At 72.3% G+C, this 22,543-nt stretch carries 23 protein-coding genes and 1 pseudogene; 12 read left to right on the forward strand and 12 right to left on the reverse strand.

Annotated features, from left to right (window positions below):
* The first annotated feature begins 23 nt into the window (after positions 1-23).
* The 3 genes from OHS58_RS06020 to OHS58_RS06030 all read left to right on the forward strand — a co-directional run bounded on the left by OHS58_RS06020 (position 24) and on the right by OHS58_RS06030 (position 2,945).
* The gene (locus OHS58_RS06020; protein ID WP_328647435.1) at positions 24-698 is read left to right on the forward strand and encodes a TetR/AcrR family transcriptional regulator; all 675 of its coding nucleotides are present in this window, start codon (positions 24-26) and stop codon (positions 696-698) included.
* A 511-nt stretch (positions 699-1,209) separates the two neighbouring features.
* A complete protein-coding gene (locus tag OHS58_RS06025) occupies positions 1,210-1,404 on the forward strand; it encodes a hypothetical protein (RefSeq protein ID WP_326952304.1) in 195 nt (64 codons plus the stop codon).
* Between the two features lie 299 nt (positions 1,405-1,703).
* A complete protein-coding gene (locus OHS58_RS06030) occupies positions 1,704-2,945 on the forward strand; it encodes an MFS transporter (protein ID WP_328647436.1) in 1,242 nt (413 codons plus the stop codon).
* Here the strand turns inward: OHS58_RS06030 and OHS58_RS06035 are convergent.
* From OHS58_RS06035 to OHS58_RS06050, 5 genes and pseudogenes are all read right to left on the reverse strand, one after another.
* Positions 2,865-3,557, reverse strand: coding sequence for a TetR/AcrR family transcriptional regulator (locus tag OHS58_RS06035; RefSeq protein ID WP_328647437.1), 693 nt, complete (start codon positions 3,555-3,557; stop codon positions 2,865-2,867). The genes OHS58_RS06030 and OHS58_RS06035 overlap by 81 nt on opposite strands.
* Positions 3,558-3,689: 132 nt before the next feature.
* A complete protein-coding gene (locus OHS58_RS06040; RefSeq protein WP_328649774.1) occupies positions 3,690-3,986 on the reverse strand; it encodes a RidA family protein in 297 nt (98 codons plus the stop codon).
* Positions 3,987-4,022: 36 nt separating this feature from the next.
* Positions 4,023-4,698 (reverse strand): annotated as a pseudogene (locus OHS58_RS06045) (helix-turn-helix transcriptional regulator); the annotation flags it as partial.
* 121 nt (positions 4,699-4,819) lie between these two features.
* On the reverse strand, positions 4,820-4,987 hold the full coding sequence (locus tag OHS58_RS48710; RefSeq protein ID WP_442875522.1) for a CGNR zinc finger domain-containing protein: 168 nt from the start codon (positions 4,985-4,987) through the stop codon (positions 4,820-4,822).
* A 464-nt stretch (positions 4,988-5,451) separates the two neighbouring features.
* Complete coding sequence (locus OHS58_RS06050; RefSeq protein WP_328647438.1) at positions 5,452-6,594, reverse strand: epoxide hydrolase family protein; 1,143 nt, start codon at positions 6,592-6,594, stop codon at positions 5,452-5,454.
* 63 nt (positions 6,595-6,657) lie between these two features.
* Here OHS58_RS06050 and OHS58_RS06055 point away from each other — a divergent pair, with 63 nt between their 5' ends.
* Together OHS58_RS06055 and OHS58_RS06060 are read left to right on the forward strand one after the other, a co-directional pair.
* Complete coding sequence (locus OHS58_RS06055) at positions 6,658-7,632, forward strand: helix-turn-helix transcriptional regulator (protein WP_328647439.1); 975 nt, start codon at positions 6,658-6,660, stop codon at positions 7,630-7,632.
* Between the two features lie 255 nt (positions 7,633-7,887).
* The gene (locus OHS58_RS06060; RefSeq protein ID WP_328647440.1) at positions 7,888-8,139 is read left to right on the forward strand and encodes a hypothetical protein; all 252 of its coding nucleotides are present in this window, start codon (positions 7,888-7,890) and stop codon (positions 8,137-8,139) included.
* Here OHS58_RS06060 and OHS58_RS06065 read toward each other — a convergent pair.
* From OHS58_RS06065 to OHS58_RS06085, 5 genes are read right to left on the reverse strand one after another with little or no spacing between them, the layout of a single operon-like run.
* Positions 8,117-9,994, reverse strand: coding sequence for a hypothetical protein (locus OHS58_RS06065; protein WP_328647441.1), 1,878 nt, complete (start codon positions 9,992-9,994; stop codon positions 8,117-8,119). The genes OHS58_RS06060 and OHS58_RS06065 overlap by 23 nt on opposite strands.
* A complete protein-coding gene (locus tag OHS58_RS06070) occupies positions 9,991-11,109 on the reverse strand; it encodes a VWA domain-containing protein (RefSeq protein WP_328647442.1) in 1,119 nt (372 codons plus the stop codon). The genes OHS58_RS06065 and OHS58_RS06070 overlap by 4 nt, the downstream gene beginning before the upstream one ends.
* Positions 11,106-13,385 (reverse strand): DUF5682 family protein, encoded by a 2,280-nt coding sequence (locus tag OHS58_RS06075; protein ID WP_328647443.1) that lies wholly within the window; start codon positions 13,383-13,385, stop codon positions 11,106-11,108. Before OHS58_RS06075 ends, OHS58_RS06070 begins: the two co-directional genes overlap by 4 nt.
* Entirely contained in the window at positions 13,385-14,473 is a 1,089-nt protein-coding gene (locus OHS58_RS06080) for an ATP-binding protein (protein WP_328647444.1), read from the reverse strand. The genes OHS58_RS06075 and OHS58_RS06080 overlap by 1 nt, the downstream gene beginning before the upstream one ends.
* Entirely contained in the window at positions 14,470-18,075 is a 3,606-nt protein-coding gene (locus OHS58_RS06085) for a DUF4132 domain-containing protein (RefSeq protein WP_328647445.1), read from the reverse strand. Before OHS58_RS06085 ends, OHS58_RS06080 begins: the two co-directional genes overlap by 4 nt.
* Positions 18,076-18,556: 481 nt before the next feature.
* On the opposite strand from OHS58_RS06085, the gene OHS58_RS06090 reads away from it, so the two are divergent.
* The 5 genes from OHS58_RS06090 to OHS58_RS06110 all read left to right on the forward strand — a co-directional run bounded on the left by OHS58_RS06090 (position 18,557) and on the right by OHS58_RS06110 (position 20,979).
* Complete coding sequence (locus tag OHS58_RS06090) at positions 18,557-18,679, forward strand: hypothetical protein (protein WP_328647446.1); 123 nt, start codon at positions 18,557-18,559, stop codon at positions 18,677-18,679.
* A gap of 234 nt (positions 18,680-18,913) precedes the next feature.
* Positions 18,914-19,081, forward strand: a complete 168-nt coding sequence (locus OHS58_RS06095) for a hypothetical protein (RefSeq protein ID WP_328647447.1) — start codon at positions 18,914-18,916, stop codon at positions 19,079-19,081.
* 14 nt (positions 19,082-19,095) lie between these two features.
* Entirely contained in the window at positions 19,096-19,596 is a 501-nt protein-coding gene (locus OHS58_RS06100) for a hypothetical protein (RefSeq protein ID WP_328647448.1), read from the forward strand.
* Positions 19,597-20,413: 817 nt separating this feature from the next.
* Positions 20,414-20,632: an SDR family oxidoreductase gene (locus OHS58_RS06105; RefSeq protein ID WP_328647449.1), complete on the forward strand. Its 219-nt coding sequence runs from the start codon at positions 20,414-20,416 to the stop codon at positions 20,630-20,632.
* Complete coding sequence (locus OHS58_RS06110) at positions 20,629-20,979, forward strand: VOC family protein (protein WP_328647450.1); 351 nt, start codon at positions 20,629-20,631, stop codon at positions 20,977-20,979. The genes OHS58_RS06105 and OHS58_RS06110 overlap by 4 nt, the downstream gene beginning before the upstream one ends.
* A gap of 89 nt (positions 20,980-21,068) precedes the next feature.
* Here OHS58_RS06110 and OHS58_RS06115 read toward each other — a convergent pair whose 3' ends face one another.
* Positions 21,069-21,365 carry a hypothetical protein gene (locus tag OHS58_RS06115; RefSeq protein ID WP_328647451.1) on the reverse strand — a complete coding sequence of 99 codons (297 nt, stop codon included), beginning with the start codon at positions 21,363-21,365 and terminating at the stop codon, positions 21,069-21,071.
* A gap of 103 nt (positions 21,366-21,468) precedes the next feature.
* The gene (locus tag OHS58_RS06120; RefSeq protein ID WP_328647452.1) at positions 21,469-21,744 is read right to left on the reverse strand and encodes a hypothetical protein; all 276 of its coding nucleotides are present in this window, start codon (positions 21,742-21,744) and stop codon (positions 21,469-21,471) included.
* Here OHS58_RS06120 and OHS58_RS06125 point away from each other — a divergent pair.
* The gene (locus OHS58_RS06125) at positions 21,718-21,945 is read left to right on the forward strand and encodes an aldehyde dehydrogenase family protein (RefSeq protein WP_326950828.1); all 228 of its coding nucleotides are present in this window, start codon (positions 21,718-21,720) and stop codon (positions 21,943-21,945) included. The genes OHS58_RS06120 and OHS58_RS06125 overlap by 27 nt on opposite strands.
* Before the next feature lie 83 nt (positions 21,946-22,028).
* Positions 22,029-22,460 carry a nitroreductase family deazaflavin-dependent oxidoreductase gene (locus OHS58_RS06130; RefSeq protein WP_326950827.1) on the forward strand — a complete coding sequence of 144 codons (432 nt, stop codon included), beginning with the start codon at positions 22,029-22,031 and terminating at the stop codon, positions 22,458-22,460.
* Positions 22,461-22,543 lie beyond the last annotated feature (83 nt).

A 22,543-nucleotide genomic window follows, 5' to 3' on the forward strand; every position in this document is an offset into this window, starting at 1 on the left:
TGTGGGCAGCCGGGAGGAGGACCATGGATCAACTGGCACCGGGCGCCGGGATCGACAGTGAACTCGAGACGAGCCTGGAGGAGGGCCGCACGGCCCGTAAGCGACGCGCGATCCTCGCCGAAGCGGCGGGGGTGTTCCTGCAGCATGGCTACCTGGGCGCGAGCATGGACGAGGTGGCCGCGCGGGCACGGGTCTCCAAGCAGACGGTCTACAGGCAGTTCGCCGACAAGGAGCACCTGTTCGCAGAAGTCATCCTCGGCAGCAACGCGCAGCTCGGCGCCCGCCTCGCCACGCTCTACGGAGCGCTGGACGAGGCGACGGATGCCGCGACGGCGCTGCGCGATCTCGCGCGCCGGTTCGCCGCCGACATCTGCGAACCCCAGGTGATCCAGCTCCGCCGGCTCGTTCTGGCCGAGGCCGACCGGTTCCCCGCCATCTCCGGCAAGTGGTTCGAGCACGGCTTCCAGCGCTCGCTGGTGCTGCTCGGTGAGGCGCTGTCCCGGATGGCCGACCGCGGTCTGCTGCGCGAGCTCGCCGACCCGACCCTCGCCGCGTACCACTTCGCCGGCCTTGTCATGTACAAGCCGATGAACCAGCTGATGTTCGCCGGCACCGAGGCCCGCCCGGACGACGGTGAGTTGACGAGGATCGCCGACGGGGCGGCGGAGGTGTTCTTCACGGCCTACGGCCTTGCTTGAGCTGATCGACCAGGCGCAGGACGTTTCCTGAGTCGTTCAGCCACGACTGTGCGATGGCTTCGAGGAATTCCATGGCGAGCTCGGGGAAACGGTGGACCACCGCGACCCCGAGGTGTGGCAGCACTGCAATCCGTCGTGAAATCGTCCATCGACGAATCGCGACGATGGAACCGCCGTTCCGGATTCTCGGCCCGGGCACCACAGACGCGCTGAAGCGCGTCTGCGCCGAGCCGCCCCCGGCGGCCCCGGCCCCTCCGGTGGGCGCCGGGACGCCGCCGACGTGGTGGCCCAGCCCGCGAGCCGCGCGGCCCCGTACCGCTCCGGCTGACTCGCGCTCGCACCGTGAAGCCCTCGGTGAGCGTGAAGGAGGCCATCGTCCGCGCCGGCGGGGCAGCTTCGTGCCGTATGCCGGGCCGATCCACTTCGGGTGGCGCAAGCGGCACTTCCGTCCGCAACCATTCCTCTTCCGCGCCGCCGGACAGAAGCAAGACGGTTCCTGGAAGGAGAATTGTTGTCCGAGTTCATTTCCATTGATATCGACGAGCTGGCGATCGCCGAAATCGAGACCGCCGAAGACGTCATCGATGCGTCCATCGAGTCGGTGGCCAGCGCCGCCGCGGCGCCAGGATCGACGTCGAGGTCCGGCTGGGCCTGGTGGAGCGCGTCGATGGTCTCGTCGATCCGGTGTGGGCGAAGCAGGTGCTGAGCCAGTCTGGTGCTACGTGGGGTCATGCGTGACAGCAGCCGGAGCCGTCCGGGGGTGGTGGCGGTGCGACACCAGTGCGTGTGACATGAGCTGCTGGGCAGCACGCCCGGAAACCTGCTCGTGTTTCGCCGTCGGCACGGTGGTTGTTCTGCGGCGACGCGTTCGAGAGCCCGGCGCCTTCGGCGCGGCCGGCCCGCTGGGTGCGCTCGGCGACATCCCGAAGCCGCGGGATTCGACGATCGGGCTCGGCTGCACTCAAGATTCTTCCATTGGAAGAATCTTGAGGGTAAGTTCGCGGAATGAGCGGACAACCTCCCGGTGCGCGGGGCGGAGCGGGTCTCGATGCCGGGACCGGACAGCCCGGGCAGACGGCGTTGCGGCTGGTGTGGTCCACCCCGCTGTACCTCCGGTCGACGGTGGCGTTGTTCCTGTCCGGGCTGGGGTTTTCCGCCGCGGCCCCGCAGATCGCGTCGTTCCTGGTCGGCGAGTTGCACGCGTCGCTGACGGTGGCGGGGTTGTACTACCTGACCAACCTCACCGCGCCGGTGGCGGGCTACCTGGTCGGCGCCCGCTCCGACCGCACCGGTTCACGGCTGGGGCTGTTCAGGCTGTGCGCGGTCGTCGGGTTCGCCGGCTGGACCGCGATCGCCCTCGCGCCTCGGCTGTGGGTCCCGTTCGTGGTGAGCGCGGTCGTGCTCGGCTTCGCCGGTGCCGCGACGTCGCAGCTGTTCGCCGCCATCCACGATCAAGCGACGCTGCGCCCGAGACCGGCCAACGACGGGGTCGTGGCGATCGTGCGGATGGCGCTCACGGCGGGCTGGGTCGTGGGGCCGGTGGCGGGGTCGTTCCTGGCGGCCGTCGCCGGCTCCCGCGTGATGCTGTTAGCGACCGCCGTCGCGACCCTGGCCCAGCTGGTGCCGTTGGGCGCGCTGCGCGATCCGGGTCCGGCCGGCCCCGCCTCGGCGTCGTCCCGGGCGCACCGGCCCGGCGTCCGCGTGATGCTGCCGCTGCTCGCGTTCACGGCGCTCTACATCTGCGTCTACGCCGGCGAGTCGGTCAAGTACGCCTTCCTGCCGATCTACATGAACGACCGGCTGGGGTTCAGCCCGGCGCTCAGCGGCGCGATCATCGGCATTCAGCCCTTGGTGGAGCTGGTCCTCATGCCGATCGCGGTGGTCGTCGCACGCCGGACGGGCGAGGTCCGCCTGATGGTGCTGGCCGCCGGGTTCGGGGTGAGCGCGAACCTCTGCTTCGCGCTGACCGGCACCGCGGCCGGGTTGTTCGCCGGGCAGATCCTGATGGGCGGGGTCTGGGGGGTGTTCGCGACGTTGGGCATCATCGTCGCGCAGCGACTCCTGCCGCAGGCGGTGGCCACCGCCTCGGCGATCTTCCTGAGTTCCACCGCGCTCAGCTCCGCGCTGGGCGGTCTGGCCGGCGGGCTGGGTGCGGCCTGGATCGGGCTACCGCTGGTGTTCCTGGTCCCCGCCGGATTCGGGCTGGCCGCCGTGCTCGGTCTCGCCGTCATGACGCGGGCGCGTTGACCCCAGTACCAGCCGTTCCAGCAGGCTCAGCACGCGGTGCACGTCGACCGCTTCCGGGTCGAGCAGCCATTGCACCTGCAGGCCGTCGGACGCGGCCACCAGCAGGGCCGCCGCGTCGTCGGCGTCCACATCGGAGCCGGTGCTCTGTCCCTCGCGCACCATCTCGGCCAGCTGCGCGCGCACGCGCCGGAATCGTTGCCACACGAAGTCCCGCACAGCGGGGTGGCGGTCGGGTTGCAGGGCGTCGGTGGTAAGCGTCGCGTACAGCTCGACCAGGCCCGGGACCTCGCGGTTGCGCAACGCGCTGCGTTTCATCACCGCGGTCGCCGAGTCGCCGTCCTGGCTCGGCAGTGCTTTGCCGTCTTCCTCGTCGTCGGCGGCCTCGTGTGCCTGGTAGACGGCGATCAGCAGGTCATCCCGCGACGGGAAGTAGTACCGCAGCGCGGCGTGGGAAACCCCGATCGACTCCCCGATCGAGCGCAGAGAGGTGTCCACGCCGTGCTGGGCGAACAGCTCGATCGCCTTCGCCAGGACCTGCTCGCGCCGTTCTTCGGCTTTGCGATAGGACCGTGCTCGCCCAGGCTGGTCTCCGGCACCGTCCTCGTCACGCATGACCGGATGGTAGTTCCAGGTCCCGCGCCCCTCTACGTGGCCGGTACTCCTCGACGCGGGCAGCAGGCAGAGCTTCGCCTCCTACGCCGCCCGCAGGGGAAGGCGTTCGCGGGTGAACGCCGGCCTGGTCGCTCAGATGACGGCCAGTGCCTCGATCTCCGCACGGAACTTCGGGTTGATCAGCGCGCCCACCTGGAACAGCGAGGAGGCAGGCGGGTTGTCCGTATCGACGAACTGGTCGCGAACGGTGCGGTAGACGGCAGCGTCGGCGATGTCGGTGAGGAACACGGTCAGCTTGACCACGTCCTTCATTTCCGCGCCCGCGGCAACGAGCGCGTTGGAGACATTGGTGAACACCTGCCGCAACTGCGCCTCGACGTCCTCGCCCACGAACTCACCGGCGGCGTTCAGCGGCACCTGTCCGGACACGATGACCTGACGTCCGGAGAACGCAACGGCGTGACTGAGCCCTGGCAGCGCGGGCAGACCCGCCGGTTGCGCGAAGTACAGGCGCTTGCGGCCGCTGCGGTGCACCCGCACGTCGTGCGCCGCCCAGCGTTGCCGAAAGAATTCACTCTGTGTGCTGAGCTTGCCGATCAGGTCGCTCAATGCCTTGTCGTGCGGATTGCGGCCGGCCTCGCGGCGCAGCGTTGCGGCGGTTTCCCGCGCGGCGCTCTCCCAGTCGAGGAATACGTCGCCGGAGTCCGGGTGGAGAAACGAAGCGGGTCAGATTGACCGGCCTGCGCGGGTCCGCGAGCGCCGGAGCGAACAGGATGCGGGTCAGGCGGTTCATCGCGACGACGTTGTGGCGTCCATTGCGGATCAACGCGGGCGAGCCGACAATGGCGTCGAGCACCTGGTGCACCGCCGGGCGCACGGGCGGTGACGTGGTGCGCCGGCGTGGCACCGGCCCGGCGGACCGCGCGAGAGTGACCAGGTGCTCGCGCTCGACCTCGTCGAACTGCAACGCGCGGGCCAGCGCGTCGAGCACGCTGTCCGAGGTGCCGGAAAGGTTGCCGCGTTCCGGCCGGACGTAGTAGGCGATCGAAATGCCGGAGAGCATCGCGACCTCTTCGCGACGCAGCCCCTTCACCCGCCGGTTGCCGCCGTATGCGGGCAGGCCTGCCTGGCCGGGGGTGATGCGCGCGCGCCGGCTTTCGAGGAATCAGTGCTTGTCGCGGACGCCGTCGCCCGAGCCGAGGCGGTGATCTCATCCTTTGTGGACGGTCGAAAAAGGCCCTCGCGACCTGGGCGGCTGCCGGTCAACCGTCCTCCGTGGTGCGTTTGACCCGGTGGGAACGAACACGTGCGCGGGTCGCGCAGCGAGGGCTGCAGTAGCGCCGGCGAATGTCCCCGCGGTCCGAGAACACTTTGCTGCACACGTGCTCGACGCAGGTGAGAAACCGCGAGGCCGGTTGCGCCAGGTCCACGGTGGGGCCGCAGAGTCATGCGCTTTCACAGCCAGAGCTGTGATGAATGCGATCAATCTCGTTGCCTGCGCAGGGATGAGACGAGGCTGGAGACGCTGTGGTCGGTGACTCCGGCTCGCAGGTCGAGCCATTGCCGACCGCGCAGTGCGACCGGTACGCCGGTGGCCGGGTCTGCGCCAGGCAGGATGACAGGGACGACGGGGGAAGTGTTGCCGGCGAGCCGGCCCGTGCAGGTGCAAGACATCGATGACCTTCGTCCAAAGTGAATCCCATGCGGCGGTGGCGCGGCCGTTGAGCAGGTTCGCAGCCCAGTGGAGTGCGTGCGGACCACGTCCGCTTCGAGTCCGCGGCGGTGGGCTCCGACGACGTTGCCGGACCAGAGGATGAGCGCGGCCGGCGTCAGGCCGATGGTCCACTGCCGACCGTCCACGCGCGAATGGGGATTCGTGGTGGAGCCGTGAGACTCAGGAAATGCCGCGGAAGAAGGTGCGGATGTCGTCCGCGAGCAGCTCCGGCTCCTCCATCGCGGGGAAGTGACCTCCCTCGGTGAACTCGCTCCAGTGGCCGATCGCTTTCCCCGGGTCCATCGCGCGGCGCACGAGAGGGTGGGTGTCGAACACGGCCCATCCGGACGGCACACCGGAGGCCATGACCAAGTCGAGTCCGGAGTGCTCGGACTCGTAGTAGAACTGCGCGCTCGACGCGCCGCTGCGGGTGAACCAGTACAGGCTGATGTTCGTGAGGAGCTGGTCGCGGTCGACCGACTCGTCCGGCGTCCGGTAGGCGCCGCCGGTCCTGGTTTTGAACTTCTCGGCGATCCACGCGAGCTGGGCGACCGGCGAGTCGGTGAGCGCCGCGCCGATCGTGTCGGGACGGTGGTCCTGCATCAGGAGGTACCCGTGATCGGCCGCGTCCTCGGTGCGCACTGCCTCGATCTGGGCGATTTCGTCATCGGACAGGCCCTCGGGGAAGGGGAACTTGACGCCTAGCAACCCGAGCAGCCGGGGGTCGCAGCCGATGTGCGTGCCGATGACACGCTCCGGGTGGATCGCCGCGAGGCGACCGGTGGTGCCCGCACCGACGTCGGTGCCGTGGGCCGCGAACCTCTCGTAGCCGAGACGCGTCATGATCTCGGCGTAGGCGTCCGTCGTGCGCGCCAGCTCCCAGCCGGTCCCGGCCAGCGGGGTGGAAAACCCGAAGCCGGGCAGCGACGGGATGACGACATGGAACTCGCCGGTCAGCAGCGGGATGAGTCGCAGGTAGTCGACGAACGATCCCGGCCAGCCGTGGTTCAGGACCAGCGGGGTGGCCCGTGGGTTCGCCGATCGAACGTGGACGACGTGGAACGTCTGGCCGTCGACGACCGTCGTGAACTGTTCGAGCTCGTTGAGCCTCTCCTCCTGCGCACGCCAATCGAATCCGTCGCACCAGTACTCGGCGAGCTCCTTCAGGTACACCAGCGGGATGCCACGGCTGAAGTCGGTGCGATCGTCCCGGCCCGGCGTGGGGATCGGCCAGCGGGTGTGTGCCAGCCGGGTGCGCAGGTCGTCGACGTCCGTCTGCGGGATGTCGATGCGGAACGGCGTGAGCGTGTTGTTCTCGGTCATGACATCGACGTTCGCAGACAATGCGGCAGGTTGGCTTCCGCTATTGCTGACATGATCGAGAACATGTTGGAGACCTCGGCGCGTCTGCTCGAACTGCTGTCGTTGCTCCAGCTCAAGCGTGACTGGACGAGCACCGAGCTCGCCGGCCGGCTCGACGTGAGCACCCGGACCGTGCGCGCCGACATCGGCAAGCTGCGGTCGCTCGGGTATCCCGTGGACGCGCGCCGCGGCGTCGCGGGCGGGTACCACCGGCTGGCCGCCGGTACGGCGATGCCCCCGCTGCTGCTCGACGACGACGAGGCCGTCGCCGTCGCGGTCGGGCTGGGTGCGGTCGCGGCCCAGAGGCTGGGGGTCGAAGAGACATCGCTCACCGCGCTCGCGAAGCTGGAGCAGGTGCTGCCCTCGCGTCTGCGACGGCGGGTGGAGGCGGTACGCGAGGCGACGAGCGTTGTTCCCGGGGCTGGGCCGCCGCTTGATCTCTCGGTTCTCGGCGCGGTCGCCGCCGCGATCCGCGGCCACGAACGGCTCCGGTTCGGGTACACGAAGCGCGGGGGCGAGGAAGAGGCGCGCCACGCCGAACCGCAACGGCTGGTGAACTGGGAAACGCTCTGGTACCTGCTCGCGTGGGATCTCGACCGTGACGACTGGCGGGTCTTCCGGGTCGACCGCATGGTTCCGCACGCACCGACGGGTGCGCGGTTCCGGCCGCGCGTGATCCCGCAGGACAATGTCGTCGAGTTCGTCGTCGGACGCATCAGCAAGGGAGCTTGGAAGTACCGCGCCCGCGTACTGATGCGTGCTCCCGCCGCCAAGATCGCCGCGAAGATCCACATCCCGGTCGACATCGAGGTGGTCGACGAGTCCACGTGCCAGGTCGAGGTGGGTTCCGACGACCCGGACCGGCTCGCGTTGTGGATGACACAGCTCGACGTCGACATCGAGGTGATCGACGGGGACGAGCTCGCGGTGGCGTTCGATCGCCTCGCGACGAGGTTGCGCCGCGCGGCGGGCGACGGACCTCGCGATGGTTCCCGGTGATCGATTCCTTGCCGGCGCCCGGCGCCCACTCGTCCGGATCGACCGCCGGCGGGCAGCCGGCATCAGAGCTGATCTCGTCCGTCGGCCTCGTAGCTGACCGACGTTCTGGTCTCCGTGATCGGCGACCAGAACCCCGGCTACAACCTCCGGCGTGTTCTCCAGCTCACCGCCCATGCCGGCGACGCCGAGGACTTCTACGACGCGGCCCGCGGGACGGGACGACGTCGCGTCTAGCCGCAGCTGCCGCTCGGCGACGTGCTGCGGTCCTTCCGTGTCGGCGGTCGCCTGGTCTGGCTGGCCCTGACCGATCAGGCGCGGGCCACCGGGGACGTGAACAGCGAGGCGATGCTCGACCTCACGACCCGGGTGTGGAAGGTCGTCGACGCGATCTCGGATGCTCCGGTACTCGGCGATGCGCTTGCCGGACTGCTTGCGCTCCTTGACGTACGCCGTCGCGTGGTCGAGTGCGCGCGATCCGGGCGCGTCAGTGCAGCTCGTTCGCCGTGAGGAGGCGGATCTCGGCGCGTAGCCAGGTGGCGGGGTCGGCCGGCGCGGTGCTCCACGCCCGGACCGCCTCGGCGCAGCGGGTCAGGCCCGTGCGTGTCAGGGCGGCGGCGATCGGGGTGGCCCTGGCCGGGAACGTGGGCGGCAGGCGGTTCAGGCCGCGGTGCGCGGCTTCGGCGAGCAGGGCCAGCGCGCCCTCGATCGCGGCGGCCGGTGAGGGTGGCCGGACGGGACCCGCGGCCGGAGGGACGGTGCCGGTCGCGGGCGCCAGGTCGGGCACCACCACCCCGGCCGCGGTGCGCACGGCGAACGGCTCGACGACCAGCCCGCCGCCCGCTCGCCGGATGGCGCCGGACACCTCGAGCGGGTCGCCTGCCAATGCCTCGGCCAGTGCGTCGAGGGCGCCGGGTGCGGTCGCGCGGTGGGTGAGGCTGACCGTGGCCTCCGCGCCGCCGGGGTCCACGACGACCGCGTCCAGGCGCTGGGCGCCCGCGAGGTAGCGGACCTGCCGCACCCGGGCTATCGGCACCACCCGGACCAGCTCGGCCGCGACCCGCGGCCGGACCACCCTCGGTGGCAGGCCGGTCAGCTGGGTCAGCGCCTCGGTGACCGGCGGACGCAGCGCGGGCGGCAGCCCGGCCCACGACTCGCCCACCGGGCTGACCGTGGTGCGGGCCAGCCGGCCCGCCCCGAACCGCACCACCCGGCCCGCGCTGCGCACCGCCGCCTCGCTGACCACGTTGCCCGCGGCGAGCGCCGCCAGCGTCGTGCCCGCGAGCCGGCGGGACCGCATCGGCCCCGTGCCCGCCGGCCAGCGGTGCCGCACCACCAGCACCGTCTCCGTGCCGGGATGGGCGAGGAACACCTCAGCGGTGTCGGCGTCGTCTTCGTGGTCCACGCGGCAGCCCAGCGCCACCAGGCGGACCTGCCGCAGCGGGGTCTCCGCGGGCTCGTCGGTGCCCAGCACCCGCGCGGGTGCTCGCACACCGGAGTGGTGGCGGGCGTGCAGTTCCGCGATCAGTTCCGCGACCCGCACCGGTTCGTGCCGGGCGGATCGTGTGCCGTAGGCGGTCAGCTGCTCGACCAGCTCCGCCAGTGCCGCGGCGGGCCAGCGCAGGTTCGCCCGCTCGCACTCGGCTTGCTCGCGGCGCAGCGCGGCGACCAGAACCTCGTCGGCCGGCACGACCCCGGTGCGCAGCAGCTCACCGGCGGCCGCCGCGACCGCGGCCATCGCGCCGGTCGCGGGCCGGTCCACCCGGCCGGCGAGCTCGACGGTCACGTCGGGATCCGCGGGTGCCAGCACGTCCGCCTGCCGGAACGCCCAGACGGCGACCACGACGAGGACGTCCCTGGCTTCCGCGCGGGCGTCACAGTCGACAAAACCCAGCTCGCCGGGTACCAGGAAGCGCACCGTGGCCGCCGGGGTCTCCACCGTCATGGCCGGCCTGCGCACCCGCGCGGTGAGCCCGCCGCCCACCGCGCGCCGGGCCGCGGTGAGGGTGCGGGCCCCGAAGCGGGCGGTCAGCTCCTCGTCGGTCACCGCCCCCGGCCACCCCGCCGGGACCTCTCCGGCCGGTGCCGCCGCCGGGGCGGCGTGATCGCGCTGGTAGGCGAGCACGGCGCCGAGGCGGTGCCGGCACATCCCCGGCGCGCCGCACGTGCAGCTCGCCGCGTCCAGCCCCCGGCCGGGCGGCAGCACCACCCGCGTGCCGTCGGCGAACACCGCCTCGACCGTGCCGTCCCCGGCCGCCGTGACCGGCGGTACGCCGTCGAGGTCCCGGGTCGCGCGTTTGACCAGGCCCCGGTTCGCGAGGGCGGCGAGCGCGTCGGTGCTCAGCGCGAGCAGGTCCGCCCTCACCGGCCGATCCTGTCCGCCACGAACTCGGCGAGGTGGCCCGGGGTCATCGCGCCCACGTGCGCCCCCACGTCGGCGAGCCGCCGGCCGAGTGCCCGGTCGTAGTCGGGGTTCGCGGTCTCGTCGAGGGCGGCGAGGCACAGCACGTGCGTGCCCTGCCCGACCAGTCCGTGCACGGTGCGCACCAGCGACCCCTCGTCCCCGCCTTCGTAGAAGTCGGACACGATCGCGACTATCGCCCGCCTCGGCGCGTCCACCAGGCCGGCGCCGTAGCGGACCGCGCGCGCGATATCCGTGCCGCCGCCGAGCTGCACCTTCATCAGCAGCTCCACCGGGTCGGTCACCTCCGAGGTCAGGTCGACGACGTTCGTGTCGAACGCGACGAGGTGGGTGCGCAGGCCGGGCACGCCCCACAGGCAGGCGGCGGTCACCGCGGAGTGGATCACCGAGCCCACCATCGAGCCGGACTGGTCCACCAGCAGCACCAGCTGCCACGGCTGGGTGTGCCGCCGCCCGCGCGAGGTGAACCGCGGCTTCTCGATCAGCAGGCGCTTCGAATCGGGCTGGTAGTGCGCGAGGTTGGCCCGCACGGTGCCCCGGAAGTCGAAGTCGCGGGCCTGCCGGAAGTTGCTCGGCCGGCGCAGCCGCGTGCCGGTCAGGCCGTGCTTCACCTCGGTCGCGAGCCGCGCCATCAGCTCGCGGACCACCTCCGCGACGATGCGCCGCGCCAGCGCGAGCACCTCCGGGTTCATCAGGTGCTTGGTGCGCAGCACGGCCCGCAGCAGCGCCGGGTTCGGCTCGACCCGGGCCAGCACATCCGGGTCGGTGACGATCTCGTGGATGTCGTAGCGCTCGACCGCGTCGCGCTCCAGCCGCTCGACGGTCTCCTGGGGGAACAGGCGGTGCACGTCGTCGAGCCAGTCGACCGCCGTGAGGTTCGAGTCCCCGCTCCCGCCGTCGCGCACCCCGCGCTCGGCGAGGTCCGGATCGCGGCCGTACAGCCACGACAGCGCGGCGTCCATGGCCGCGGTCTCGCCGTCGAGCCCGGTCATGCCCGCCGCCGGTGCGCCGAGCACCAGCCGCCAGCGCTCCAGGTCGCTGCTCGGTCCGTCGTTCACAGGTCCGCCAATCCCGCCCGTGTGAGCATCTCGTCGATCGCCTCCTCGATGGCCGCGCCCTCGGCCACCAGTACCGGGTCGGCCCGCACCCGCAACAGCCCGCGCCCCGACCCCTCGCCGCCGTGCCGCGCGACGAGCGCGGTCGCGAACCGCTCCCGTTCGGCTGGCGGGAAGAACTCGAACGCCTGCCGCAGCGCGGGCAGCGCGATCAGGAAGTCGTGGGCGGTCAACGTGCTCACGACTTCGTCGAGCACCGCGGTGAGCCCGCCGTCGTCGAGCACCTCCTCCCGCGCCACCGCGAACAGGCCGGCGAGCCAGTCGCCGAGCACCGCGGGTGCCCGGGGCACGGCGTCGCTCGGCACCACCGCCGCGCCCAGCGCCCAGCACAGGCCGAGCCCGGCGCCGCGCAGGTCCGGCGGCACGTCCCGGCTCGCGACGAGCCGGCCGCCGACGCCGATCGCGATGTCCGCGTCGAGGCCGAGCGCGGCGCCGCCGTCGCGGACCGCGTCCCGGACCGCCGCGAGCGCCCGCAACCGTGCCGGCTCGGCGGGGACGTCCCCGCCGCGGATGCCCTCGGCCAGCCACAGCGCCTGCGTGGCCGCGGTGGTGACGACCGTGCCCAGCAACGCGCTGCCCGCGGTGCCGAGCAGCCGGTCGTGGCGCCACAGCCCGAGCGCCACCCGCAGCGCGGCACCGAGCGGCCCCAGTTCCCGCGCCGCTGCCACCCCGGCCGCGACCCGGGTGGTCAGGTCGCCGGCGAGGTCGGCGAGCCCGCACAGGGCGGCGTCGTACAGCAGCCCCGCGAGCGAACCCACCTCGTTGCGCCGGTCGGCTCGGCCGGCGAGCGTGGCGGTGGCGGCGTCGGCCGGGGTGCCGCCCCGGGCCGCCGCCTCGATCAGCGCGGACTCGCGCCGGTCGGAGGCGGTGAGCTGCCAGCGTTCGGCGGCCGTCGCGTCCCGGCCCGCCGACGGGCCCGACTTCCGTTCCACACCGGGGACCCCGAGCACGCGCAGCCGGTGCAGGACGCGGCTGCGCCGCAGGTCGGTCGCGTCGGTGAGGTCCAGCCGGACGTCCCGGGTGCCGTCGAGCCCGAGCGCGGCCAGCTCCGCGGCGACCGCGCCGACCAGCGGCGGTGCCGGGGTGTCCGGGTGCAGGCGGCCGGTGCGGTCGCCGGTGAGCGCGGCGACCATCTCCACGACCACCGGGTGCGCGCCGGGCGACAGCGGGCCGCGGGCCGACCACGGCAGCGGCTGGTCCAGCGCGTCCGACACGAGCGCGCTCACCAGGCCGTCCAGCACGTCGGTGCGAGCCGGGTGCGGGTGCCCGCGCAGCGCCGCGAGCCCCTCGCCCAGCGCCTTCGCCGAGATCAGGTCGGCGGTGGACACCGGTTGCCTGCGGGCCCGCAGCCGCGTCACCACGTCGGCCACCAGCCCGGTCGCGGCCTCCTGCGGCCCGGCCTCCCAGAGCCGCTGGTAGTAGCCGGGGGAGGGCATGCCGGAGGCGTAGCCGGTGAACGCGTCGAGCCTGCGGTTCGAGTACGGCACCAGGTAGCTGCCGACCTCCGTGCCCGCCGGCACGTCCGGGACCGGCGGCCAGTCCGGGTTCGCGGTGGTGGTGCCGCCGGCGTCCGCGAGCCTGGCCACCAGCGCCGGGCAGTGGAACCCGCCGACCACCACCACGACCGGCCCCTCGTCCCGCGCGGCCGCCGCGGCGACCCACCGCGCCATGTACTCCTCGCGTGCGGTGTCCTCCGCCCCCGCGTCCGCCTCGCCGCGAACGAGGTCGAAGTACGCGGCGAGCCGTTCCGCCAGCCCCTCGTGCGGGTGCGCCTCGACCAGGTGGTCCCACAGCACGTCGACGTTGTCCACCGACAGCGCGCGGCACAGCCGTTCCGTGGCGTCGGTGTAGCGGCGTTCCGCGTCGGCGTAGACGTTTTCCGTGTCGGTCGCCCGCCAGCCGGGCAGGTCGATGAACCGCACCTGCGCGCCCACGGCCCGGCCTTCGGTGAGCGCGATCCACTCGGGGGAGTAGTCGCAGAACGGGGCCCACGACAGCCGGGTGCGGGCGGCGTCGCGCACGTAACTGAAGATCGCGAGCGGCGGGGTGTGCCCGAGCAGCAGCTCACCGATGCGGCCGGTGAAGTCGGCCGGTCCCTCGACCAGCACGTGCGCGGGCCGGTGCGCGGCGATCGTCTCGCGCACCAGCCGCGCGCACGCCGGGCTGTGGTGGCGGACCCCGATGACGTGAACGGCGCCCCCGTGTACCGGTGCCGCCATCAGCCCGGCAGCCGCAGCCGGGCGCCGTGCAGCTCCGCCCACGCGGGCGAGCCCTTGCGCCGCGCGGCGTCGTGCTCGAGGTAGCGGCGCAGCTTCGCGAGGTCGTCCGGGCTGTCCTTCGCGGCCGTCCCGGCCAGGCATTCGACGACGTCCTCGCCGGTCCCCGCCTCGCCGCGCAGGTACCAGCCGCGCAGGCCGACGGCGTGCGCGACCGACACCGCCTCCGCCGTGCTGAGCACCGTGGACAGCCGTTCCCCGCCACCACCTCCGGTGCCCGCGCGCAACTCCCGGAACGTGGTGACCAGCACCTCGAGGACGTCGCGACGCTGCGCCACCGGCACCCCGGAACGGCGCAGCAGCTCCGCCGACTCGGTCGCCACCAGCGCCAGTTCGGTGTCCAGGTCGGGGATCGGGAACACGGTCTCGAAGTTGAACCGGCGCTTGAGCGCCGCGCTCATCTCGTTGACCCCGCGGTCGCGGGTGTTGGCGGTGGCGATCACGTTGAACCCGTCGGTGGCGAACACCATCGCGTCCCGCCCGGTCAGCTCGGGGATCGCCAGGACCCGGTCGGACAGCGGGGAGAGCAGCGAGTCCTGCACCTCCAGCGGGCAGCGGGTGATCTCCTCGAACCGGACGACCTTGCCCTCGGCCATGCCGCGCAGCAGCGGCGCGGGGACCAGCGACCGCGTCGACGGGCCCTCCGCGACGAGCATCGCGTAGTTCCACGAATAGCGGATCTGGTCCTCGGTGGTGGCTGCGCCGCCCTGGATGGTCAGGGTCGACACGCCGCTCACCGCGGTCGCGATCAGCTCCGACAGCAACGACTTGGCGGTGCCGGGCTCGCCGACCAGCAGCAGCCCGCGGCTGGTGGCGAGGGTGACCAGGGCCCGGTCCACGAGGGACGGGTCGCCGACGAACTTCTTGCGCACCCCCAGCTTCGCGTCGCCGACGACGAACCGGCGGGCCGCGTCGAGGCTGAGGGCCCACCCCGGCGGGCGGGGCGCGGTGTCGTGCTCGCGCAGGCGGACCAGCTCGTCGGCGAACCGGACCTCCGCGGGCGGGCGCTGCAGCTCCTGCCCGGCGGTCACGGGGCGCCCACCAGTTCGGTCAGGTCGGCCAGCAGCTCACTCGCCGACACCGCGTCGAGCGTGCCGAGCGGCGTGTCCTCCCGGCCCCACCAGCCGTCGTGATCGGGCGACAGGAACACGCGCCGGATCTCCTGGTTCTCGCCGAGCATGGTGGGCTCGCCCGCGACGATGCCCTCCTCCAGCTCGAGCACCCCGAACCAGCCGCCCGCGAGCGGTTTGACCACACCGGCCTCCACTCCGCCGTCCTGCGGCGCGGTGCGTTCCCAGCCGCGCTTGGTGAGACCGAGGACCCGGCTCACGCTCACCGAAACCTTGCCGAACCGCGCCAGGGTGAGCGCGGTGCGTTCCTCGTCGGTCAGCGCGAGAACCTGCCGGCCGAGTTGCGGGAACGGTTGCAGGATCTCGTAGTCGGCGAACACCTCCGACCACGCGGTGAGCGCGTCCCCGAGGTGCAGCGGATGGGCGACGCCGACGGTGGTGCCCGCGGCCGGGGTGCAGGTCTCGTCGTCGGCGTCGGCGAGCGTGCGGTCCTCGGCCAGCCGGAACGCGCCGGCCAAGGAGTCCTGCTCGTCGTAGACGCCCCACACGAGTCTGCGCACGACGTGCCGGAGCAGCGGGTGCCCGGAGAAGTAGCGCGCGAAGTCCTCGTGGCTCCACCGGCGTCCCGCGACCATGGCCCGCTCCAACCGCGTGATCTGGTCGCTCGCCAGGGTGCGGACGTCCTTCTTCAGCGCGGAGAACCGCTGGTAGGCGGCGGTTGCGAGGTCCGGGTCGTCCTTCGCGCCGGGCTTGGGCAGCGACTTGCGGCGGGTGCCGTCCTCGTCGGAGACGGTCGGGCGCAGCGCCTCGTCGAAGCCGACGACGAACCGGCGCGGGCCGTAGTCGAGGACCATCGTGCCGTCCTCCGCGAGCCCGAGGTCGGGCACCAGCCGGTCGGCGAGCTGCTCGGCGGTGAGCCCGAGCTTGGCCGCCACCAGTTCGATCTTCTCCCCGGCGCGCTGCTTGAGCCCGGAGAACTTGACCTTCTGCGCGATGCCGTTGAGGTGCATCAGCGCGACGTCGGTGCCGATCTCGGCCAGCACGTCCAGCCCGGTGACGGCGCGGGCGTGCCCGCCCTCGCCCGGCCAGGCACGGATGACGGGCGACAGCCGCCGCACGGTCTCGTCGTCGCCGACGGCGGCCAGCGCGGTCAGCGCCCAGCCGTCCTTGGCCGGCAGGCCCGCCTTGCGCCACGCTTCGAACACCGCCCACCCGAATTCGGCGAGCGAGCCCGGGTCGCACACCTCGGCAACCTGCGCGATACCGCCGTACGGCTCGTCGGGGGTCCCGAGCACGAACATGGTCAGCAGGTCGGCGGTCGACGCCTTGGGCAGCGCGACGTCGGCACCCCGCAGCCGGATCTGCGGCAGCGCGGCGGGATCGGCCCACGCGCCGGGCACCGGCATCTTCTTCGGCAGCAGCTCCAGCGGGTCGGCGGCGAGGACGCGCGCCACCCCGTCGCCCGCCTCGGCGCCGGCCAGCCGGCCGGCCTCGGCGACGACGGTGCCGGTGCCCTCGTGCGCGGCGAGCGTGCGGAGCATGGCCTCCGCCGCGTCCCGCGCCTTGCCCGCGCGGCCGAGCGCGGCGGGCACCAGGTAGGGCAAGGTCGCCAGGCCGTGCCGCAGGAGCCACGCCCGGACCACCGGCCGGGCCGGCTTGCGGCGGGCCATCGCCGTGGCCATGATCGCGGCGACCTCGGTGTCCAGGACGGGCAGCAGCGCCTTGAAGTCGTCTTGCCCGTTGTTCATGGCGGCCACGGTGACGACCACCGGGACCGCGGCGGTCCCGAACCGGGCCAGCAGGGCCGGACCCCACACATCGAGGTTGTAGAGCCGCTTCGGCTGCCAGGCCGTGAGCGCGGGCAGTGCCAGTTCGTCCGGCGCGTGCAGCAGTATCGAGGGCAGCATCCAGTCGCTGCCGCGGTGCTTCTCCAGCTCCTCTGTCCAATCGGTGCCGGGACGGGTGTGGCGGCCGGAGGAGTCGCGCGTCCCCCGCGCGAGAACCTGAGCCCGTTCCCCGTCTTCCCACACGACACGCGTCGGCGCGGCCACGGCCAGGTCGGTCAGCACCACCGGCGGCGCGGTGTCGCGCGGACGGGTCCAGGGCGGACTGACCAGCACCGGCGGCAGCAGCTCGGCCGGCGCGTCGGGCAGCCGGACGACACCTTCCTGGGTGGCCGACGCGGCCTGCCTCGCCGCTTCCGGCAGCGTCGGCACGACGTCGGTGAGCAGCTCGGGGCGCGCCATCAGGTGGGCCCGCAGCAGCTCGGCGGCCGCCTCGCCGCTCTCGCCGCCCTCGGCGGCCGCCTCGGCCAGCAGCCGGGTGGCGCGAACCGGATAGCGCAGCACGGCCTCCTGCAGCGCGGCACGGAACGGTGCCTTCGCCGCGTGGGCGGCCAGCCCGCGGAACGCGTCGTCGGTCGGCATCGCGACAATCGCCGCGAGCAGGCGCTTGAGCATGTCGTTGTCGGCTTTCGCGGTCCACCGCACGAGTACCGGCGCGGCGGCGGGGCCGACCGTGCGCACGATCGTCGGCAGCGTCCTGGACTGACGGTGCAGGCCGTAGGCGTCGCCGAGCTCTTCCAGCTGCTCCACGCTGTGCACGGCGCACAGGTACATCCACCCCGCGAGGTGCCCGTGGTCGTCGACCTCGGCGGGCAGCTCGTCCACCCACGCCCGCTCGGTGGGCGCCAGGAACGCCGCGACCAGCCGGGTGCCGGGGCTCTTCCGGAAGCCGCCGAGCACCTCGACGACCCGCGCGTACTCGGCGTCGTCCGCCGCCGCGACCGCCGCGCGGACCTCCCCGAGCACCTCGGGGCCCGCCCAGCGCCACGGCAGGTGCTCGCCCTCGGCCAGGTGCCGCACCGCGTTCGCTGCCTGCCGGCCGCCGATGCCCTGAGGGGTGAGGGTGGCCAGCCGCATCGCCGCTTCGGCCGCGAACAACAGCCCGTGCTCGGCGAGCCAGTACGGCCCGAACCGGCCGAGGTCGTCCCGGTCGTAGTAGGTCACGGAGGCGCCGAGGACGGTCAGCACCGCCGCGGCGCCCAGCGGGTCCGCGGTACCGCCGAGGTGCGCACGCGCGGCGGCGGCGACCGGCTCGTCGGTGTCCGGTGCGTCGAGCACTTCGTCGATCTTGTGCCGGTACGCGGCCAGCAGCTTGCCGGCCGCCGCGTGCGCGTCGGGGGAGGGGCGGTACCGGGGCTTGCCCAGGTCCCGGCGGGCGTAGGCCATCCGCACCACGCCCGCCGGTGGGTCGAAGGTGTCTTCGTCGACCACGGTCTTGGCGGTCTTGTCGGTCTTCGCGACGGGCGTGCTCTGGACGGCCGGCTCCTGGACGGACGGTGCCTCGGTGGCCACCGCGCCCGTGTCGGTGTAGCCCTTCTTGACCTTCTCGTCGACCTGTTTGGCGAGGAACGCGGCCGCGTCGGGGGCCGAGCCGAACCCCTTGCGCTTGGACTGCCCGCCGGTCCCGATCCGCCCCCACGTCACGACCACGTCGGTGCCCTGCACCACCCCCTCCCAGAACTTCGCCGAGCCACCGCCGATGTACTCAAGACGCCGCACGTTCCACTCTTCCCTGCCGTACTTCTCCGACCGTGTGCCCAAGCTAGCCGGACCCACCGACAGTCCGGAGTGGATCGCGCGGATCGGGGTCCGCGAAGGTGCTTGGTGAAGATCACAACGGGACGTTCCGACGGTGGCCGCCAAGACGTTCGACCGGCGCCGGCCGTCGGCCGGGCGCTCGCGGAGATCAACGTGAATCCCGCACAGGGGGCTGATCGCTGACCCCGAGACGACCGGCCCGACGGCAGCAGGGTGGAACCGTTGGCACCGCACGACAGTTCCGGTGATGGCGCGTGGTCGAGGTGGGGTCACGTTGGACGGATGCACGTGTTCTGTAGGCATGACGGTGAGCTGGGGAATATTCGCTCGAACAGCGCAGTCGAGATGTCGTCGAAGCTACGGCGTATAACGCTCTATTCGTCGACGCTTGTGACTTCGCGAGCTTGAACCTGTGACCTCTCATTGACGGCGGGAGCTGTTCTTGCCGGTGTGGGCGACTTTCGACACCGACGGCAGCGGCTACCTCTCGCGCGACGAGATCTTGGCCGCCACCCGGCAGTACTTCACCAGCACCGATGCCGAGGCGCCGGGCAACAGCCTGTAGGGCCCGCTCGTCTGATGAACTGAGGCGGGATATGAGTCTTCCGTGTGGCCGTCCCCGGCGGTCCCGATCCGTGCTTCCACAGGCACCTGCACGAACTGGCCCAGCGCCGCCCCAGCCCTGGCGAGGTGACCTTGAAGACGCGCCCGGCGTCGCGGCGCACGTCCTCAGGCTCCGATCCGCACCCGAGCCGGCCGGCACCGGCGAGGCGGAACGGGCTTTCGCTTCGGTGCGGCCGTGCCTCCCGGTACCGCCGTCGCGCCGGACCTGTCGGCGATGAGGTTCCTGACGCTGGAAGCCGTTGTTCCGCTGCCGGCTCTCGTCGAGCGGTGTGCCGCGGAAGGCAAGGCCCGGCTGACGGTCTCCGTGATCGCAGCGAACCTGGTACGCCGGCGTTCCGGGTGAGATAGCGTCGCGGCATGATCGACACTCGACGACCTGGTGATCGGCCTGCCGGCGGTACGGCGATCGCCGCGCTGGTACTGGCGCTGGTGTGTGCTTTGTGGACGTTGTGGGGGATCGGGCAGAACCTGTATCTGCTCATCGCGGTTCCCGACCGGGAGTTCGATTGGGCGCTGGTCGTGTACGCGTTCTTCTGCGCCGTCGAGCTGGTCGTGCTGGGGCTGGGGGCCGGATTGCTGGTGGCGCGCCGGGGTGCGGGACGGTGGCTGGTGCTGGTCGGCGGGGTGCTGGTCGCGGTCCAAGCGGCGGTGAGCGTGCTGATCTTCTTCATGCTCAACGGCGGTTTCGACTGGTATGCGAGGGGCGCGGTCACGTTCCTCGTGTTCGGGCCGGTGATGGTGCTCCCGGCGGTGACTGCCGCGGTGCTGGCCGCGCTGCCGAGCACGGGCCGGTGGTGCGCGAGTCGTTCCCTCCCGGTCCCGCACCCGGCGACGGCGTCGCAGCAGCGGGTGTGGTGATCCCTCGCGATGCGACTACGTGGTCGCGCCGGTGGTGATCACGCTGTTGCGGAGCAGGGGCCGCTGGAGGTCTGTGAACGGCGCGGATCGTCGCGGTCCGGCCGGCCTGACCGCGAGCGTGTCGCTCCGTGTTCAGAGATCGCGAGAGCCGGGTATTCGCGGCTCTGAGTCGCTCCGTGCTTGGCGGGATTCGTCGATGGCGTCGGTTCAGCAGCGAGCCGGCGTCATCGTCGTGTCTGCTGCTGGTGTGGTGGGCTTCAGCCCGGCTCGGGAGTGGTGTCCGCCGTGGCGGCGGGGGGACCAGGGTCGCGCCGAGCAGCGGGTCCGCGGCCAGCTCCAGCTCGCCGCGTGCGTGAATGATCACCACTTCACCGCGGGACAAGGCATCAGTGCAGCCGGCTGCGGAGGCGATACCTCCGGCCGGGCCGACCCGCAAGCCGGGCCGTATTCCACAGTGGACTCCTCGACGGGACCGAGACGATCGTGCTGCGGGAAACGGAAGGTGGTCGGTCGTGGTGTGATGGTGGGCCACGAGTTCAGATCCTCGCCGGCCGGCGGAAGCGGCTGCCGTGGAAGACCGTTGGCGGGGTGGTGGTCACCGTCTTCAGCCGGTGGATGCGCAGCAGGGCGATCAGGTGGTCGCCCTGCTGGGACCTCCTCGTGCAGCGAGCACTCCAGCCAGGCGCTCGCGCCGGTGATGAAGACGCTGTCGTCCGGGCCTGCTTCAACGCCTCCTCGATCGCCGTCCGAGCGCTCACCCAGGCCGCGGCGAAGGAGCCGGCCCCGGCATCACGGTGAACGCCTACTGCCGGGCGTCGTGAACACCGACATGGGGATCACGGTCGATCGCGAGATGGCTCGGCACACCGGCGCCGAGCCGGGCGCGACCTACGCCCAGTACGTTGACGGGATCGCGCTCGGCCGCGCCGAGACACCCGACGACGTCGCCGGGTTCGTCTCGTACCTCGCCGGTCCGGACGCGAAGTACCTGACCGGGCAGGCGCCCCTGATCGACGGAGGACTGGTTTACCGATGAACGACAAGCCGCAGCTGCGGCAGGTGCAGCACCCGGTCGCCGACGTCGGGGCGGCGGTCGAGTTCTACGCCGCCGCCTTCGGCTTCACCGAGAAGTTCACCGACGGCGACCGGTACGCGGCGCTCGACGCCGGTGGCATCACGCTGGCCCTCGCCGGGCCGGCGGAAGACGTCACCGGCGGCGTGCCCGCGGCGTCGATCAAGGTGCCCGACGTCGCGGTGGCCGTCGACGCCGTGGTGCGCGCCGGTGGCGTGGTCGTGCGCCCGGCCGAGCGCGGGTCCCACGAAACCCGCGCCGTAGTGCGGGATCCGTGGGGCAACGCGCTCATCGTGTACGGCCCGGCCTGATCGTCAGAAGACGACGACCGGCTTGACGACGACGCCGGACTCGGAGTCGGCGAACGCCGTGTTGATGTCGTCGAGCTTGTAGGTGCGGATCAGCTTGTCAGCTCCAGGCGGTTGTCGTGCAGGTCGACGGCGACGGTGGTGGTGCAGCCCGCGACACGGGCGGCCATGATCGCCGCCAGGCCGACCGCGCCCGAGCCCGTCACGGCGATCGACGACCCGGCGGGCAGGCGCAGCTCGTTGAGCACCGACCCGGCGCCCGTCTGCATGCCGCAGCCGAGCGGAGCCAGCACCTCGAGCGGAACCTCCGGGTCGACGCGGATGACGCTGTTCTCGACGACGTTCGCGTAGGTGCCGAACGCGGACTGGCCGAAGAAGTGGGACGACACGGCGGATCCGTCTTCGGCGCTCAGCGCGGTCGTGCCGTCGGTGCGGCGGCCACCGAAGTCCTCGGCGAACAGTGGTTATCGGTCCTCGATTCTTTCGGGTCCTTCACAACCAGGTGGGCAGCGCGGGGCGGTCGTCGCGGTGCAGCCGGCCGGTGAGCCAGCCGGCCGGCTCGGCGGCCGGCGCCTCGATCGCCGGGCCGCCCCCGCCCAGCTGCCACGTGGTGCCGCGATCGGCCGGGGCGAGCGTCGCCGCGGGGCAACCGTCCTTTCGGGACAGCGCTGCGGTGACGTCGTCGAGCAGCAGGTCGACGACTCCGGGCGGAAGTTCGACGTCGGCGCCGAGGTCGACGGCGTGCAGCCGGACTTCGCGGATGCGCATCCACGGGATCTCCGCGGCCGGGATCGCACGTCGGCTCGCCGGATCGAAGCGGGCAGCACGTTCATCAACACCCACTCGTTCGACTCGCTGGACCTGCGGATGCCGTTCGGCGGCATCAAGCAGAGCGGCATCGGCCGCGAATTCGGCACCGCGGGGCTCTCGGCGTATGTGGAGGAGCACTCGATCCGCCGCCTGAAGTGACATCGGCGGTGCCGGAGGGGGCACCACCTCCTCCGGCACCGTGCGCGGGAATGAGATCCGGGCTCGAAGTGTTGATCATGGGCATGTCCGACGAAACCGCAGAACTCAGTCCCACCGAGTGGGTGCAGGACCAGACCAAGACGATCCTGGAGACCGGGACCACCGAGGGGATCGAGGTGCTCGGGTCGCCGGTCGTGCTGCTGACGCTGCGCGGCGCGAAGTCCGGCAAGCTGCGCTACACCCCGGTGATGCGGGTGGAGCACGCCGGGAGCTACGCGGTGGTGGCGTCCAAGGGCGGCGCTCCGGAGCACCCGGTCTGGTACTACAACATCAAGGCGCACCCGGAGTTCCCGCTGCAGGACGGGACCGTGACGAAGACCTACACGGCGCGCGAGGTCGAGGGGGCCGAGCGGGCCGAGTGGTGGGAGCGCTCGGTCGCGGCCTACCCGTCGTACGCCGAATACCAGACGAAGACCGACCGGCAGATCCCGGTGTTCGTGCTCGACCCGAAGTAACAGCGTGCTCGCTGAAGGGGGTGCGGCCGCCGGCCGCACCCCCTTCTTTTCCGGCCGTCGTCACGCGGCCGGGTCGACCAGCA

The organism is Amycolatopsis sp. NBC_00348 (genome assembly GCF_036114655.1).
In the GTDB taxonomy this organism is placed as follows: Bacteria; Actinomycetota; Actinomycetes; order Mycobacteriales; family Pseudonocardiaceae; genus Amycolatopsis.

Coding starts and splice junctions, on each gene's coding strand:
- OHS58_RS06075 (WP_328647443.1), bottom strand. CDS start 13,385: ATGGCGGCACCGGTACACGGGGGCGCCGTTCACGTCATCGGGGTCCGC.
- OHS58_RS06055 (WP_328647439.1), top strand. CDS start 6,658: ATGTTGGAGACCTCGGCGCGTCTGCTCGAACTGCTGTCGTTGCTCCAG.
- OHS58_RS06020 (WP_328647435.1), top strand. CDS start 24: ATGGATCAACTGGCACCGGGCGCCGGGATCGACAGTGAACTCGAGACG.
- OHS58_RS06110 (WP_328647450.1), top strand. CDS start 20,629: ATGAACGACAAGCCGCAGCTGCGGCAGGTGCAGCACCCGGTCGCCGAC.
- OHS58_RS06035 (WP_328647437.1), bottom strand. CDS start 3,557: ATGCGTGACGAGGACGGTGCCGGAGACCAGCCTGGGCGAGCACGGTCC.
- OHS58_RS06100 (WP_328647448.1), top strand. CDS start 19,096: ATGATCGACACTCGACGACCTGGTGATCGGCCTGCCGGCGGTACGGCG.
- OHS58_RS06120 (WP_328647452.1), bottom strand. CDS start 21,744: ATGCGCATCCGCGAAGTCCGGCTGCACGCCGTCGACCTCGGCGCCGAC.
- OHS58_RS06050 (WP_328647438.1), bottom strand. CDS start 6,594: ATGACCGAGAACAACACGCTCACGCCGTTCCGCATCGACATCCCGCAG.
- OHS58_RS06030 (WP_328647436.1), top strand. CDS start 1,704: ATGAGCGGACAACCTCCCGGTGCGCGGGGCGGAGCGGGTCTCGATGCC.
- OHS58_RS06130 (WP_326950827.1), top strand. CDS start 22,029: ATGTCCGACGAAACCGCAGAACTCAGTCCCACCGAGTGGGTGCAGGAC.